This window comes from Parvimonas sp. D9, assembly GCF_035282565.1.
GTDB classification, from domain to species: domain Bacteria; phylum Bacillota; class Clostridia; order Tissierellales; family Peptoniphilaceae; genus Parvimonas; species Parvimonas micra.
Window position 1 is genome coordinate 1 of record NZ_JAYKBM010000001.1, and the last position, 14,648, is coordinate 14,648.

The 14,648-nt window shown below is 29.7% G+C and carries 12 protein-coding genes, 10 tRNA genes and 3 rRNA genes; all 25 read left to right on the forward strand.

What is annotated here, in order from left to right; translation table 11 throughout:
- Positions 1 to 160: ribosomal RNA gene (locus VJI94_RS00005) — 23S ribosomal RNA — on the forward strand; the annotation flags it as partial.
- 246 nt (positions 161 to 406) lie between these two features.
- Positions 407 to 522: ribosomal RNA gene (gene rrf / locus VJI94_RS00010) — 5S ribosomal RNA — on the forward strand.
- Between the two features lie 458 nt (positions 523 to 980).
- A 5S ribosomal RNA gene (gene rrf / locus VJI94_RS00015) occupies positions 981 to 1,096 on the forward strand.
- Positions 1,097 to 1,171: transfer RNA gene (locus tag VJI94_RS00020), tRNA-Asn, on the forward strand.
- Between the two features lie 5 nt (positions 1,172 to 1,176).
- Positions 1,177 to 1,265: transfer RNA gene (locus VJI94_RS00025), tRNA-Leu, on the forward strand.
- 7 nt (positions 1,266 to 1,272) lie between these two features.
- A tRNA-Glu gene (locus VJI94_RS00030) sits at positions 1,273 to 1,347 on the forward strand.
- A 14-nt stretch (positions 1,348 to 1,361) separates the two neighbouring features.
- Positions 1,362 to 1,438 (forward strand) — tRNA-Met (locus VJI94_RS00035).
- A 37-nt stretch (positions 1,439 to 1,475) separates the two neighbouring features.
- Positions 1,476 to 1,551: transfer RNA gene (locus tag VJI94_RS00040), tRNA-Val, on the forward strand.
- 5 nt (positions 1,552 to 1,556) lie between these two features.
- A tRNA-Asp gene (locus VJI94_RS00045) sits at positions 1,557 to 1,633 on the forward strand.
- A gap of 7 nt (positions 1,634 to 1,640) precedes the next feature.
- Positions 1,641 to 1,716, forward strand: a tRNA-Thr gene (locus VJI94_RS00050).
- 5 nt (positions 1,717 to 1,721) lie between these two features.
- Positions 1,722 to 1,796 (forward strand) — tRNA-Gly (locus tag VJI94_RS00055).
- 33 nt (positions 1,797 to 1,829) lie between these two features.
- Positions 1,830 to 1,906, forward strand: a tRNA-Arg gene (locus VJI94_RS00060).
- Positions 1,907 to 2,230: 324 nt separating this feature from the next.
- Positions 2,231 to 2,965 (forward strand): gamma-glutamyl-gamma-aminobutyrate hydrolase family protein, encoded by a 735-nt coding sequence (locus VJI94_RS00065; protein WP_004833738.1) that lies wholly within the window; start codon positions 2,231 to 2,233, stop codon positions 2,963 to 2,965.
- A 15-nt stretch (positions 2,966 to 2,980) separates the two neighbouring features.
- The gene (locus VJI94_RS00070; RefSeq protein ID WP_004833736.1) at positions 2,981 to 4,315 is read left to right on the forward strand and encodes an APC family permease; all 1,335 of its coding nucleotides are present in this window, start codon (positions 2,981 to 2,983) and stop codon (positions 4,313 to 4,315) included.
- A gap of 94 nt (positions 4,316 to 4,409) precedes the next feature.
- Complete coding sequence (locus VJI94_RS00075) at positions 4,410 to 5,186, forward strand: hypothetical protein (RefSeq protein ID WP_324007925.1); 777 nt, start codon at positions 4,410 to 4,412, stop codon at positions 5,184 to 5,186.
- Entirely contained in the window at positions 5,161 to 5,952 is a 792-nt protein-coding gene (locus VJI94_RS00080) for a threonine/serine ThrE exporter family protein (RefSeq protein WP_269752319.1), read from the forward strand. Before VJI94_RS00075 ends, VJI94_RS00080 begins: the two co-directional genes overlap by 26 nt.
- A gap of 8 nt (positions 5,953 to 5,960) precedes the next feature.
- On the forward strand, positions 5,961 to 6,446 hold the full coding sequence (locus tag VJI94_RS00085) for a threonine/serine exporter family protein (protein WP_004833733.1): 486 nt from the start codon (positions 5,961 to 5,963) through the stop codon (positions 6,444 to 6,446).
- Between the two features lie 177 nt (positions 6,447 to 6,623).
- Positions 6,624 to 6,720, forward strand: a tRNA-Sec gene (locus VJI94_RS00090).
- A gap of 91 nt (positions 6,721 to 6,811) precedes the next feature.
- Complete coding sequence (locus tag VJI94_RS00095) at positions 6,812 to 7,126, forward strand: YerC/YecD family TrpR-related protein (protein ID WP_004833732.1); 315 nt, start codon at positions 6,812 to 6,814, stop codon at positions 7,124 to 7,126.
- Positions 7,127 to 7,285: 159 nt separating this feature from the next.
- Entirely contained in the window at positions 7,286 to 9,064 is a 1,779-nt protein-coding gene (locus VJI94_RS00100; RefSeq protein ID WP_118058655.1) for an aminopeptidase P family protein, read from the forward strand.
- Positions 9,049 to 10,911, forward strand: coding sequence for an excinuclease ABC subunit UvrC (uvrC, locus tag VJI94_RS00105; RefSeq protein ID WP_324007926.1), 1,863 nt, complete (start codon positions 9,049 to 9,051; stop codon positions 10,909 to 10,911). Before VJI94_RS00100 ends, uvrC begins: the two co-directional genes overlap by 16 nt.
- A gap of 1 nt (position 10,912) precedes the next feature.
- Positions 10,913 to 11,845 (forward strand): HPr(Ser) kinase/phosphatase, encoded by a 933-nt coding sequence (gene hprK, locus VJI94_RS00110; protein ID WP_040597133.1) that lies wholly within the window; start codon positions 10,913 to 10,915, stop codon positions 11,843 to 11,845.
- Positions 11,846 to 11,854: 9 nt separating this feature from the next.
- Positions 11,855 to 12,742, forward strand: coding sequence for a UDP-N-acetylmuramate dehydrogenase (murB, locus tag VJI94_RS00115; RefSeq protein WP_324007927.1), 888 nt, complete (start codon positions 11,855 to 11,857; stop codon positions 12,740 to 12,742).
- Between the two features lie 3 nt (positions 12,743 to 12,745).
- The gene (rapZ, locus tag VJI94_RS00120; protein WP_150262864.1) at positions 12,746 to 13,597 is read left to right on the forward strand and encodes an RNase adapter RapZ; all 852 of its coding nucleotides are present in this window, start codon (positions 12,746 to 12,748) and stop codon (positions 13,595 to 13,597) included.
- Complete coding sequence (locus tag VJI94_RS00125; protein ID WP_324007928.1) at positions 13,591 to 14,562, forward strand: gluconeogenesis factor YvcK family protein; 972 nt, start codon at positions 13,591 to 13,593, stop codon at positions 14,560 to 14,562. The genes rapZ and VJI94_RS00125 overlap by 7 nt, the downstream gene beginning before the upstream one ends.
- The last annotated feature ends 86 nt before the right edge of the window (positions 14,563 to 14,648 follow it).

The following is a 14,648-nucleotide window of genomic DNA, read 5'->3' on the forward strand; positions in this document are numbered from 1 at the left end:
AGTGCTGAAGGCATCTAAGCACGAAGCCCCCCTCAAGATGAGATTTCCTGTTGCAGAAATGCAAGAGAGATTCGATAAAGAAAATGTCGTAGATAGGTCAGAGGTGTAAAGGTGGCAACATCAAAGCTAACTGATACTAATAAATCGAAAGCTTGACCAGAAATATATACTCTTTAGTTGTAAGGGTTTTAAACAGAAATATATTGAAAAAGAAAAAGTAAATAAGTATGGCTGTGAGGCTTAAGAGGCTACACTGTTCCCATCTCGAACACAGAAGTTCATGACCTAACAGCAATCTGAGATTGCGTCGTAGGTCAGATGCTAAGAAACTCCATTTGTCAAACAAATGGCAAGTTTCGACAGTGAAAGCTCAGAGCTTAACGGCAAAGAAAAGTAAATAAACAAGTATGGCTGTGATAGCTAAGAGGATACACCTGTTCCCATCCCGAACACAGAAGTTAAGCTCTTAAACGTCGAAGGTACTGATACATCTCGTATTGGAAGAATAGAAAACAGCCAAACAAACCACTCGAAAGAATGGTTTTTTGTTTATATAAGTAATTAATTTTGTTTATTGTTGTGAAAGCTCAGAGCTTAAAGGTAAAGAAAAGTAAACAAAAAAGTATGGCTGTAAGGCTTAAGAGGTTACACTGTTCCCATCCCGAACACAGAAGTTAATGACCTAACAGCAATCTGTGATTGCGTCGTAGGTCAGATACTAAGAAACTCCATTTGTGAAGCAAATGGTAAGTTTCGACAGTGAAAGCTCAGAGCTTAAAGGTAAAGAAAAGTAAACAAAAAAGTATGGCTGTAAGGCTTAAGAGGTTACACTGTTCCCATCCCGAACACAGAAGTTAATGACCTAACAGCAATCTGTGATTGCGTCGTAGGTCAGATACTAAGAAACTCCATTTGTGAAACAAATGGTAAGTTTCGACAGTGAAAGCTCGTAGAGATTAACACCATAAAAACAAAATAAGTATGGCTGTGATAGCTAAGAGGATACACCTGTTCCCATCTCGAACACAGAAGTTAAGCTCTTAAACGTCGAAGGTACTGATACATCTCGTATTGGAAGAATAGAAAACAGCCAAACTCCTAGGTAGCTCAATGGTGGAGCACCCGGCTGTTAACCGGTAGGTTGTGGGTTCGAGCCCCACCCTGGGAGCCAATTATGCCGGGGTGGCGGAACTGGCAGACGCACAGGACTTAAAATCCTGCGATGTTAACTCATCGTACCGGTTCGATTCCGGTCCTCGGCACCAGTTCTTAGGCCCCATGGTCAAGCGGTTAAGACATCGCCCTTTCACGGCGGTAACCCGGGTTCGAATCCCGGTGGGGTCACCATTTATTATTTATGTGGCGGAGTAGCTCAGTTGGCTAGAGCATGCGGTTCATACCCGCAGTGTCAGGGGTTCAAATCCCTTCTCCGCTACCATTTTTATATTATATTTTTTTACATTGTGGTTATATTTGGGCGCATAGCTCAGTTGGGAGAGCATCTGCCTTACAAGCAGGGGGTCATAGGTTCGAGCCCTATTGTGCCCACCAAATACGGCCTGGTAGTTCAGCTGGTTAGAATGCTAGCCTGTCACGCTAGAGGTCGTGGGTTCGAGTCCCATCCAGGTCGCCACTATTTTGCTGGTGTAGCTCAATTGGTAGAGCAACTGACTTGTAATCAGTAGGTTAGGGGTTCAAGTCCTCCCACCAGCTCCATATTTGCGGGAGTGGCTCAGTGGTAGAGCATCGCCTTGCCAAGGCGAGGGTCGCGAGTTCGAATCTCGTCTTCCGCTCCAAGAACTCAGAATTTATTCTGAGTTTTGTATTATGTGCCATTAGCTCAGCTGGATAGAGCGTTTGGCTACGGACCAAAAGGCCAGGGGTTCGAATCCTCTATGGCACGCCAAAAAAAAGTAATTGCTTATTTGTGATTACTAAGTTTAAAATTAAGGATCGATGAAAATTCATTGATCCTTTTTTGGTAATAAAATTTGGGTATAATCAAATTAATTAATAATTTACTAAAAAGTATGATAAATATAATTAAAGTTTGAATTTCATATTTATTTGAACTTTTTATATTGTGATTTATTATTTATAATTTTGTATGTGAATGTGTTTATCTTATAATATGGTTTACATATTAATTTATGAATTAAAGTCATTTTATATTGTTTTTTTTCAACTTTAATGGTATAATTGTTAAGACACTATTTAAGGAGGCGATTTTATGAAACCGATTATTGGGATTTCAGGTAGTATTTTGATTAATAAGGGTAATACTTTTTCAGGTTATAGAAGATCTTATGTAAACCAAGATTATGTTGAATCCGTTTTAAGAGCAGGAGGTATTCCTTTCATTATACCATTTAATGAAGATTTGGAAAGCACAAGAGAAATGGTTGAGCAAGTTGACGGAATTATTTTATCAGGAGGACATGATGTAGATCCATATAATTATGGGGAAGATCCAATGTTAAAAATTGGAGAAGTTTTTCCTAAAAGAGATGTTTTTGATATGGAACTTTATAAGACTGCTATAAAATTGAAGAAGCCTATTTTTGGTATTTGTAGAGGCTATCAAATAATTAATGTTATTAATGGAGGAACTTTATATCAAGATTTGTCTTATGCCGATTTTGTTAAAATCAAGCATGATCAAGTAGACAATCCTACTCAAGCTACTCATTTTGTAGATTTGGAAGAAGGAACTTTCTTGAAAAATATTTTAGGTAAAGAATATAAGGTAAATAGTTTTCATCATCAAATAATAAAAGATGTTGCTCCTGAATTTAAGGTGGTTGCAAAAAGTTCTGATGGAGTTGTTGAATCTATTGAAAAAATTACAGAAGATAGTTTTATAATAGGAGTTCAATGGCATCCGGAAATGTTATCTTTAAATTGTGAAAAATCTCAAGAGATTTTTAATTCATTTGTAAGAAAAGTCATAGAATATAAAAAATAGGAGGTGTAAATTTTTATGACTGATAAAAACAAAAATAAAATGGGATTATTGAGTATAATTCTATTAGGATTTAACTCCATTATTGGTTCAGGTATATTCTTATTACCTAATAAAGTAATGGCACAAGTTGGACCTGCTGCACTTTTAGTAACAGTTTTTGATGCAATTTTGGTTATTAGTATAGCGATGTGTTTTGCAGAAGCAGGTGGAATGTTTAAGAAAAACGGAGGACCTTATGTTTATGCTAAGGAAGCCTTTGGTGAATTTGTAGGTTTTGAAGTTGGATTTATGAAATGGGCTATTGCAATTATAGCTTGGGCAACAATGACTGTTGGATTTGCTGAAGCATTAATGGGATTATTGCCAAAAGGAACTTTTTCAAATCCTAATATTGCAAAAGCAATAATAGTAACAATTATAGTTGTTTTGCTTACAGGACTTAACTTATCAGGTATTAAGGCAACGAAGATTGTAAATAATATTGTAACAACAGGTAAGTTGTTACCTCTTATAATTTTTATTGCTGTTGGTTTGTTCTTTATAAACGGTTCAAATTTTACTCCGTTCTTTACGCCAGGTACTCTTAAAGATGGTACAGTTATGACATCAGGAGCTGCTATTGGAGCTGCTGCGCTTACAATTTTTTATGCTTTTACAGGTTTTGAGAATATTGCCGTTGCTGCAGAAGATATGGAAAATCCGGAAAAAGATGTTCCTAAATCAATTTTATTGGTAATTTTATTGTGTTCAGTATTTTATATTGCAATTATTGGGATAGCTATTGGTATTTTAGGACCGGGTCTTGCAAAGGAAACAGCACCTGTACAAGCTGCATTTACTAAAATAATTGGTAATGCAGGTAAGTATCTTGTAGGAGCAGGTACTTTAGTTTCAATTGGAGGTATAAATATAGCTGCTTCAATAGGAACCCCAAGAAGTGGTGCTGCCTTAGCAAATGACGGATTAATTCCAAGAGTTGTTGCAAAGAAAAATTCAAATGATGTTCCTTACATTGCAATTATAATTACAGGTATTATTACTTTAGCATTGGGATTATATGGATCACTAATAGGATCATTTGCAATTTTAGCTGCAATAAGTGTAGTTTCAAGATTTGCACAATATGTACCAACTTGTTTATCAATAATGATATTAAGAAAGAAAAGACCTGATTTAAAAGCTTCATTTAGGGTTCCATTTGGTTGGGTGATTCCTATTTTTGCATCAGTTGTAAGTTGTTGGTTATTATATAATGCTACTAAACAACAAATAGTAATAGGTCTTGGAGGCTTGGTTATTGGAGTAGTAGTTTACTTTTTGATGAAATTGATAAATAAAGAAAATGCTTAATAAAAATGATTTATATCAAGAATTATAGAGAAGAAGTGATTTCTTCTCTATTTTTTATTAAAAGTTTATGGTAAAATATACTAGAGGTGATTTTATGAGTAATAGATTTTTAAATATAAAAAATATCATAGAAAAATTTTTAGTTTTATTTTTAATTTTTATATTAAGTTTTAATTTTGTATCTAAAAATTCTTTCGCGGATGATAACTTTGATAGAGCAAATAGAATTTATGACATGGATTATAGAAGTTTCTTTATTGGAAATATTGTTGATGATTCTAATGGAAAATTTAAAGTAAAAGTTACTACAATTTTTTTAGGAGAAAATCTTAAAGAAATTGAAGTTCCTAAGTTTAAAGAGTATAGTTATAGTAGGCTAACTCCTTCAAAAGGAGATTATTTTGTTGGAATTTTGAAAAAAGATAATACTTTAGATTTGACTTGGATTTTTAAAGCGACTTCCGGTAATTATCAAACACTTTATTTAGCTAATGATAAAGACCCGGATAATTCAGAGATTAAGTTATTCCAAAATATGATAAATAAGGGTGATTATGTTCCGAATCTTGACGAGATTGAAAGGAATAAAAGATTAGAGGCTAATAAATATTCAAAACCTAAAGATGATTTTAAAAAAAATTATGATGAGTTAACTGAAGAAGAAAAGAAAAAGAGGCTTGAAGCTGTAAATGAAAAATCTGAAAAAGAGTATAAAGAAAGAATGGAAGCAATTGCCAGTTTAATAAAAAATCCTGTTATGTTGATTGTTCCTACAATTTTATTTTTATTGATATTTTATGTTGTTCGTTCAAAAAGAAAATTTTTAAAGGAAATGGAAGAATGTGATGATGAGTACGATGATGAAAAATAATTCTATAAATAGTGATTATGAAGCAAAGAAATTATTAAATTTCAGCATTAAATTTTCTTACTCTTTGCTTTATAATGGAGCAGAGGTTTATAGAGTAGAGGATAGTATAAATAGAATTTGTAAATCTTTTCAAAATGTTAAAGCTGTTAATACCTTTGCATTGAGTAATATGGTAATAATTTCATTTGTATATAACGGAACAAATTATACAAGCATGAGAAGATTAAATGATTCAGGAAAGAATTTAGAAAAAATAGCCTTACTAAATGAGTTATCAAGAAATATTGTTTCAGGTAAAGTAGATGTTGATGAAGCGTTCAAAGAACTGAAAAACATAAAAAATAAAAGTTCATATAGTAATTTTACAACTATTTTATTAATTACTTTATCTGCTCCGTTTTTGGCATTTATTTTTGGGGGGACATTGAGCGATTTTATTCCGGCGTCAATGGCTATGCTTGTCGAAATGTTATTTCTGATTTATATTGGAAAATTAGGATTACCTTCATTTTTAACGACTTTTTTATCTGCATGTGCAGTTACACTTTTTATTATGACTATGTCAAGACTTATTCATATAGAAAATGTTTCAAGTATTATAATTGCAGGAATTATTCCGCTTTTTCCGGGAATACAGATAACAAATTCTATGAGAGATATTTTATCAGGAGATATTTTATCCGGAATAATAGGTATAATGTCTGCAATATTTACAGCTGTTTCTATTGCTGTTGGTGTTGTTCTAATTCTTAGACTTTTTGGATAGGTGGTTTTATGGATTTATTTTTAAACATTATTTGTGCAGTTGTATCGAGCATTGCATTTTCAATATTTTTTATAGTTCCAAAGAAAGCTATTGTTTATTGTACTGTTATAGGAACAATCAGTTGGATTGTTTACTATTTTTGTAGCAAATATTTTGGAAATGCAGTTAGTAATTTAATTGCATCTTTAGTTGTTGGACTTTTTGCTGAATATTTTTCTGTAAAATTAAAAATGCCTTCTACGGTATTTTTATATATCGGAATTGTAATGTTGGTTCCCGGATATGGAATGTATCATACTATGGAATATTTTGCAAAAGATGAGTATTTATTGGCTTTAGATAGTGGAATAAGTACTGTAGTACATGCAGGTTCAATAGCAATAGGAGTTTTGATTTCTGCGGTATTTTCCAGATCTATTAAGAGAGTTAAATTTGATAGATTAAATAAAATTAATGAAATAACAGAAAAAATTGAAGAGTTTGTGGAAAAATGAGAATTGTATCCTTTTACGACGCTTCACATCGAGAAGATGTTTAAGAATTTTGTTGTTTTGCAATAAAAAATATTTTTTAATATTTTATTTATAGTTATAATCAACTTGTTTATAAAAAATTTTGTAAAAGGTTGATTTTTTTTATTAGATAATGTATAATACTTAATGTTGTTTTATGGGAGTAGATGAGTTCTGGTGTGCTCTCTGGTCTTCAAAACCAGCATAAGGAGTTTGTAGCTTCTTAGGTGGGTTCGATTCCCACATATTCCCGCCAGTTTTTTATAAAATACAATTTAGTACTTGACTATTATTGTATAATGAAGTATAATTGAATAGAAATATTGTTAAATAATTGGAGGTGTGTTATGTCAAATTTAAAAAAATTACAATCAAAACAATTAGATGAATTCTTCGAAGCTATTTTAATGTTAAAAACTAAAGATGATTGCTATGCTTTCTTTGAAGATGTTTGTACTTTACGTGAATTAAATTCTATTTCTCAAAGATTGGAAGTTGCTAAACTTTTAAAAATTAGAAAAACATATAATGAAATAGAACTTGAAACTGGAGCATCAACTGCTACAATTAGTAGAGTAAATAGATCATTACAATTTGGTGCAGAAGGTTATGAATTAGTTCTTGATGCATTAATTGCTAAAGATTTGAAAGGTAAAAAATAATTAAATTTAGTTTTAATAGATACTGTTTGTAAAATGGTATCTATTTTTTTGTTTATTTAAAAGATTTTCATTATTGATTGTAAAAATTTATTGAAATATTAAATTTACAATGCTATAATATAGTTGTTAGAATTTAAATTTTAAGGGGGTATTGTTATTATGATTAATGAAAGAATAAGTAAATTGAGAAAGTTGATGGCTAAAAGAAATATAGATGCCTATATTGTACCTAGCTCAGATCCGCATCAATCCGAATACTTGGCGGATTATTACAAAACTAGACAATTTATAACAGGTTTTACAGGTTCAGCCGGAACAGCTGTTATTACTACTAAAAAATCTGGTTTATGGACTGATGGAAGATATTTTATTCAAGCAGCTAAAGAATTATCTGTAGGGGAAGTTGAACTTTACAAGATGGGTGTTCCTGATTCAATTTCTATTGAGGAGTTTTTGTTGAAAGAATTTCCTAATGGAGTAGCAAAGATTGCTTTTGATGGTAATAATACTTCTGTTGCAGAATATGAAAATTTAATGAGAAAATTACCTAATTTTGAGTTTATAACTGATGTTGATTATATAGGAGATATTTGGAACGAAGAAGGTCGTCCTGCAAAGCCGGACAGCAAAGTTTATATTTTTGATGAAAAATATTCTGGAGAATCAACTTCTGATAGAATTGCTAGACTTAGAAGCATGATGAAAGAAAGAGGAATAGACTATCATTTTATTGGTTCTTTAGATGATATTGCTTATGTTTTGAATATTAGAGCGAATGATGTTCAATGCAATCCTGTTGTAATTTCATATCTATTGATTTCTGAAAATACATGTAATTTATATATCGATAAATCTAAATTATCACAGGAAGTTGCAGATTATTTGAAAGAAAATAATATTTCAATTAAAGCTTATGAAGTTATAGCAAGAGATATTTCTGATATTGAGGCAAAGAAAACTTTATATTTAGAAACAAAAAAGACAAATGTAGCAGTTTATTCATCAATCGGAAGAGGAGTAAATGTTGTTACAGGCTTAAATCTTACTTCAATAATGAAATGTCATAAAAATGAAATTGAAATAAAAAATACTAAGAATGCATTCATTAAAGATGGAGTTGCACTAGTTAGATATTTAAATTGGTTGGAAACAGGTGTTTCAACAGGAACTATAACTGAAATGATTGCATCAGAAAAATTATTGGAATTTAGAAAACAACAAGATTTATTTATTGAAGACAGTTTTGAATCAATTTCTGCTTACGGTGCAAATGCTTCAATGCCACATTATAAACCAAGTCATGAAAATCCTGTAAAAATTGAACCTAGAGGATTGTATTTAATTGACAGCGGTGGACATTATTTAGATGGAACAACTGATATTACAAGAACTGTTGCACTTGGTAAATTAAAAGAAGAAGAAATTTATCACTATACGCTAGTTTTAAAGGCACATATTGCTTTAATGGAAGCTAAGTTCTTAGAAGGAACAAATGGTGGTTATTTAGATGCTTTCACTAGATATAATCTATGGAAAAACAGAATTAATTTCAATCATGGTACAGGACATGGAGTAGGTCATGTTTTAAACGTTCATGAAGGACCTCAAAGAATAGGAACTGCAGGTAACGAATATCCAATGGAAGTTGGAATGGTAACTTCTGATGAACCGGGCATTTATATTAGTGGTAGTCACGGAATTAGAATTGAAAATATTATGGTTTGTGTTAAAGATGAAATGACTGAATTTGGTCAATTTTTAAAATTTGATAATTTGACAGTTGTGCCTATTGATACAAGACCTGTTGATAAATCATTATTAACTGAAGAAGAAATTGTTTGGTTAAATGATTACAATAAGATGTGTTATGAAAAATTATCTCCATATTTAAGTGGACATGATTTAGAATACTTAAGAGAACAATGCAAGGAAATTTAAAAGAATTTGATATAAATTACGAATTAAAAAAGCTACCCGATTTACCGGGAGTTTATATAATGTATGATAAGGATGATAAGATTATCTATGTTGGAAAGTCTGTATCTTTAAAAAATAGAGTTAGGTCATATTTTACTACTAATCACAAATACAAAAAGGTTCAAGCTATGGTAGAACATATCCATAGATTTGAATATATAATTGTAAACAACGAAACTGAAAGTTTAGTTTTAGAAGCAAATTTAATTAAAAAGAATAGACCTAAGTATAATATAAATTTAAAGGACGACAAACAATATCCTTATATAAAAATCACAAATGAAAAATTTCCTAAAATTTTAAAAGTTAGAGATATTAAGGAAGATAAGGCTCAATATTTTGGGCCTTTTCCTACAATTTCAGACTTAGAAAAATTGATGGAATTATCTATATTGATTTACAATATAAGAGATTGTAAGTTGAACTTTGATAAAGGAAAGTTTTTACAAAGACCTTGTATGAGCTATTATTTGGAAAGATGCTCAGCACCATGTACTCAAAATATAGATAGAGAAAATTATAATAATGATGTTAAAAGAGTTATTAAGTTTCTTTCAGGAGATACAACTGAGATAAAAGAAATTTTACTAAATAGAATGAAACAGTCATCAGCTAAAGAAGAATATGAACTTGCGATGAAATATAGAGATTTCTTAAGTGAAATTGATTATTTATTTACTAAACAGATTTTTAATATCAAGAAATTTAAGGAATATCATTTGATTTCTTATGCTTATGCTGAGAATATTTTGGTTGTTGCAATTTTTATTGTAAATGATGGACTTGTAGTTGATAGAAAACATTTCATTGTTGAAAATATTTTGGACTTGGAAGTTGAAGAGCTATTCTCAAATGTTATAAGGCAATTTTACATAAGTCATCATAACAAGGTTAAAGAAGTATATATTGATTATTCGAATGAAAAATTTTTAAATGAAATTTCATTATTCTTAGCAAATATTTTTTCTGAAAAATCTATTTCTGTAAAAAATCCTAAAAAAGGTGTTAAATTTGATCAAATGAAAATTTTGCAAAAGAATGCAAATGAAATTTTAACAAAACATATTTTTGATAATAAAAATATAAATGTAAAATACTTGCAAGCTATTAATTATCTAAAAAATATTTTGGATATTGACAATCTAGATAGAATAGAATGTTATGATATTTCAAATATTTCAGGTGATTTTAATGTTGGGAGTATGGTAGTTTATAAAAATGGTTTTAAAAGCTCAAAAGATTATCGAAAATTTAAAATAAAAACAGTTGTAGGGCAAGATGACTATTCAAGCCATAGAGAGATGCTTACAAGAAGATTTAATAGATTTTTAGATGAAAAAATAAATTCTGCTGGAAGCAGTTTTTCAGAAAAGCCGGACTTAATTTTAATGGATGGTGGAAAGGGACATGTTAATGTAGCAAAAGAAGTTCTTTTGGAAAAGAACTTGGATGTTCCTGTTATTGGACTTGTAAAAAATGACAAACATAGAACTAAAGGAATAATTTTTGAAGACAATTATATCGAATTAGATATAAATACAAATATATATAGATTTTTATTTGACATACAAGAAGAAGTTCATAGATTTGCTATTAACTATCATAGAAGTTTACAGAATAAAAAATTACAAAATTCTGTTCTTGATGAGATAAAAGGTGTTGGAGAAATTAAAAAGATTAAACTATTATCTCATTTTGGAAGCATTTCTTCGATAAAAAAAGCAAGTGTTGAAGAACTTCTTATGGTTGATAAAATGGATAAGAAAACAGCTAAAAATATTTTTGAATTTTTTAATAATGAGGGATAATATGAAAAAAAGTGTTCTATTGAAAGACTTAGTTGAAAAACTTGGATTTGAGATTGTTTATAAAAGCGATGATTATGATAAAATAGAAATAGATATTAATGAAGTTAATAGACCTGGTCTTCAACTAAGTGGTTTTTTTGATACTTTTTCATATAAAAGAATTCAAATAATTGGACTTCCAGAGCATGAATATTATAACAAATATTTGCCCTTTGATGAAAGAAGAAATATTTTTGATAAGTTCTTTTCATATCCTATTCCTGCCTTAATTTATAGTTATGGAATTAATATACCTTACGAAGTTTATTCTTTGGCAAAAAAACATAATAGAACAATTTTAAGAGTAGATTATGGAACTACAAAACTTATTTCTAAGCTGAATGTGTTTTTGGAATTTGCTCTAAGCGAAGAAATTAGAATTCACGGTGGATTACTTGAAGTATTTGGTATGGGAATTTTAATAATTGGAAAAAGTAGTATAGGAAAAAGTGAAACTGCTTTGGAACTTATCGCCCGTGGACATAGATTAGTAGCAGATGATGCTGTCGATATAAGAAAAATAGATAATAAACTCTATGGAGAGTCCCCTGAAAATATTCGACATTTTCTAGAGATAAGAGGACTTGGAATTTTAGATATCCAAAGATTATATGGTGTCGGAGCAGTAAAAAAATCTACTGAAATAGATTTTGTTATTGAACTTGAAAATTGGATAGATAATAAAGAATATGATAGATTAGGGCTTGATGATAAATATAAAAGCATCTTAGGTCTTGAACTTCCATATATTGTAATTCCTGTAAAACCGGGTAGAAATATAGCACTGATTGTTGAAGTTGCAGCAAGAAATATGCGTCAAAAAATGTATGGATATAATGCTGCGGAAGAATTGAATAAAAGAATAATGGAAGAAATAAAAAATAAATCAAATTAGGTGGTAAATATGTTATTTAATAAATTGAATTGTATTGTAAGATATGATGAACCTTTAAAAAATCATACTACATTCAAAATAGGTGGAAATTGTATAGCTTTGGTTGAACCTAGAGAAATTTCAGATATCATTGAAGCTGTAAAAATATGTAGAGAAAATAGTATTAAATTTTTTGTAATTGGAAATGGATCAAATTTACTTGTTCCGGATGAAGGCTATAATGGAGTTATAATAAAATTAAAGAGTGAATTTTCAAAAATAAAAGTTGAAGGAGACTATTTAATAATAAATTCTGGTGCAAAATTATCAGAAGTTTATACTGTGGCATTTAAAAATTCTTTAACAGGATTTGAATTTGCTTCAGGAATTCCAGGAACAATAGGTGGAGCAATCTATATGAATGCAGGAGCCTATGGTGGGGAAATGAAAGATATAGTGGAATCCGTTCAAGTTTTGGATTTAGATAATTTCGAATTAAGAGAATTAATAAATGAAGAGCTTGAATTTTCTTATAGAAAAAGCATAATTCAAAGAAGAAACTATATTGTAACTAGTATTAAATTGAAATTACAAAAAGGAAATAAAGAAGAAATAAATGCTGTCTATGAAGATTTAAGAGAAAGAAGAAATTCAAAACAACCTTTGAACTTCGGTTCTGCCGGAAGTACATTTAAAAGACCTGAAGGACATTTTGCTTCAAAATTAATTGAAGATGCTGGACTTAAGGGATATCATATAAATGATGCTTGGGTTTCCGAAAAACATTCAGGCTTTGTTGTTAATAAAGGAAATGCAAGTTATAAAGAAGTTATGGAACTTATAGAATATGTTCAAAAAGTTGTTTTTGAAAAATTCGGTGTTAAATTGGAAACGGAAGTAAGAATTTTAAAGGATTAGGTTATGGAAGCAGTTATAATTACAGGAATGAGTGGAGCAGGAAAGACCTTGGCATTAAACCATTTTGAAGATATGGGTTATTATTGTATGGAAAATCTCCCTCCAAAATTTATTGTAGATTTTGTTGAATTAATTAATAATTCTACAAAGTCTATTGAAAAGTTGGCTATAGTTATTGATGTTAGAGCAAGATTTTTTGAAGACTTATCAGAAACAATTCAAAATTTGAAAAAAATGGATTGTGAATTAAAAGTTTTATTTTTAGATGCAAGTAATAGAACTTTAATAAATAGATATAAGGAATTAAGACGTCCTCATCCGGTAAATCCAAATGGAGCCTTGTCAGATTCTATAGAATTGGAAAGAGAAATGCTCAGTGAGATAAAGGATAATTCCGATATTATCATCGACACTACAAGACTTTCTGCAAGTAGCTTTAAAAATAAATTAAATACATTATTTTTTAATGGGAATAAAAAAGATTTGGTTATAAATATAGAATCATTTGGATTTAAAAATGGAATTTTGGTTGAAGCTGATTTAGTTTTTGACGTTAGATTTTTACCTAATCCATATTATATTGAAGAACTAAAAGAACTTAATGGAAAAGATGATGAAATTCAAAATTATGTTATGGGTTTTGATGACTCAAAGATATTTTTAAATAAAGTAGTTGATTTATTGGAGTTCTTAATACCTAAATATAAGGCTGAAGGGAAAAATATGCTTACTATTGGAGTTGGATGTACAGGTGGAAAGCATCGTTCAGTTTGTTTAGCTGAAAAAATTTATTCAGAACTTAAAAAAGAACATTCTAATGTTAATATTTCTCATAGGGATGAAAGACTATGGTAGATGATACTAGAATTGTAACCATAGGAGGAGGAACTGGAAGTTCTACTATTCTTAAAGGTTTAAAAAAATATTTTAAAGATATTACTGCAATTGTAACTGTAGCTGATGACGGCGGAAGTTCCGGAATGCTAAGAGATGATTTAGGAATTATTCCACCGGGAGATATTAGAGCTTGTTTGATTTCCCTAGCAAACACTGAAAAATCAATGGAAAGATTGATGAAATATAGATTTAAAGAGGGAAATCTAAAGGGACAAAGCTTTGGAAATTTATTTCTAGTTGCAATGGCGGATATTTATAAAGATTTTATGTTAGGTATACAAGAAACTTCAAATATTTTAGCAATAACCGGTAAAGTTTTACCAGTTACTTTAGATAATATAAAATTATTTGCAGAGCTTGAAAATGGAGAAATAATTGAGGGAGAAAGTAATATAACTGCTTTAGATTTAGAAGATGAAAAAAGTAGTAGAATAAATAGAGTTTTCATTTCTCCGAAATATGCTAAACCACTTAATGAAGTTGTTCATGAAATCTATAATTCTGATGTAATTTTAATAGGTCCTGGAAGTTTATATACTTCTGTAATTCCTAATTTGTTAATTTCTGAAATAAGTGAAGCATTAACAAATACTAAAGCAAAAATTTGCTTTATTTTAAATGTTGTTAATCAATCAACAGAAACCTTCGATTATAAGGTTACTGATCATTTAAACGCAATTTATAAGCATTGTGAAGGAATTAAAATTGATACAATTGTTGTAAATAATGAAATAATTCCAGAAGATGTAGATTTAAAATATAAAAGAAAAAGTGCAAGTCAACTGTTATTAAGTGATGAAGAAAGAAAGTATTTAAAAAAATTAAAAATAAGAATTTTAGAGGATAATTTAGTTAGTAAATCTTCAGGTTATTCAAGGCATAATGAAGATAAACTTGCAAGATTGATTTTAGAAAATTTTTAATAATAATTTAATTTATAATATTTAAAATTCATTAATTTTAGATTGGGTTTTTCCCAATCTTTTTTTGTTTTTATTTTAGTTAAATT

Excerpts from the sequence above, each read along its gene's own strand:
- VJI94_RS00065 (WP_004833738.1), top strand. The coding sequence starts at position 2,231 with ATGAAACCGATTATTGGGATTTCAGGTAGTATTTTGATTAATAAGGGT.
- VJI94_RS00070 (WP_004833736.1), top strand. The coding sequence starts at position 2,981 with ATGACTGATAAAAACAAAAATAAAATGGGATTATTGAGTATAATTCTA.
- VJI94_RS00075 (WP_324007925.1), top strand. The coding sequence starts at position 4,410 with ATGAGTAATAGATTTTTAAATATAAAAAATATCATAGAAAAATTTTTA.
- VJI94_RS00080 (WP_269752319.1), top strand. The coding sequence starts at position 5,161 with ATGATGAGTACGATGATGAAAAATAATTCTATAAATAGTGATTATGAA.
- VJI94_RS00085 (WP_004833733.1), top strand. The coding sequence starts at position 5,961 with ATGGATTTATTTTTAAACATTATTTGTGCAGTTGTATCGAGCATTGCA.
- VJI94_RS00095 (WP_004833732.1), top strand. The coding sequence starts at position 6,812 with ATGTCAAATTTAAAAAAATTACAATCAAAACAATTAGATGAATTCTTC.
- VJI94_RS00100 (WP_118058655.1), top strand. The coding sequence starts at position 7,286 with ATGATTAATGAAAGAATAAGTAAATTGAGAAAGTTGATGGCTAAAAGA.
- uvrC (WP_324007926.1), top strand. The coding sequence starts at position 9,049 with ATGCAAGGAAATTTAAAAGAATTTGATATAAATTACGAATTAAAAAAG.
- hprK (WP_040597133.1), top strand. The coding sequence starts at position 10,913 with ATGAAAAAAAGTGTTCTATTGAAAGACTTAGTTGAAAAACTTGGATTT.
- murB (WP_324007927.1), top strand. The coding sequence starts at position 11,855 with ATGTTATTTAATAAATTGAATTGTATTGTAAGATATGATGAACCTTTA.
- rapZ (WP_150262864.1), top strand. The coding sequence starts at position 12,746 with ATGGAAGCAGTTATAATTACAGGAATGAGTGGAGCAGGAAAGACCTTG.
- VJI94_RS00125 (WP_324007928.1), top strand. The coding sequence starts at position 13,591 with ATGGTAGATGATACTAGAATTGTAACCATAGGAGGAGGAACTGGAAGT.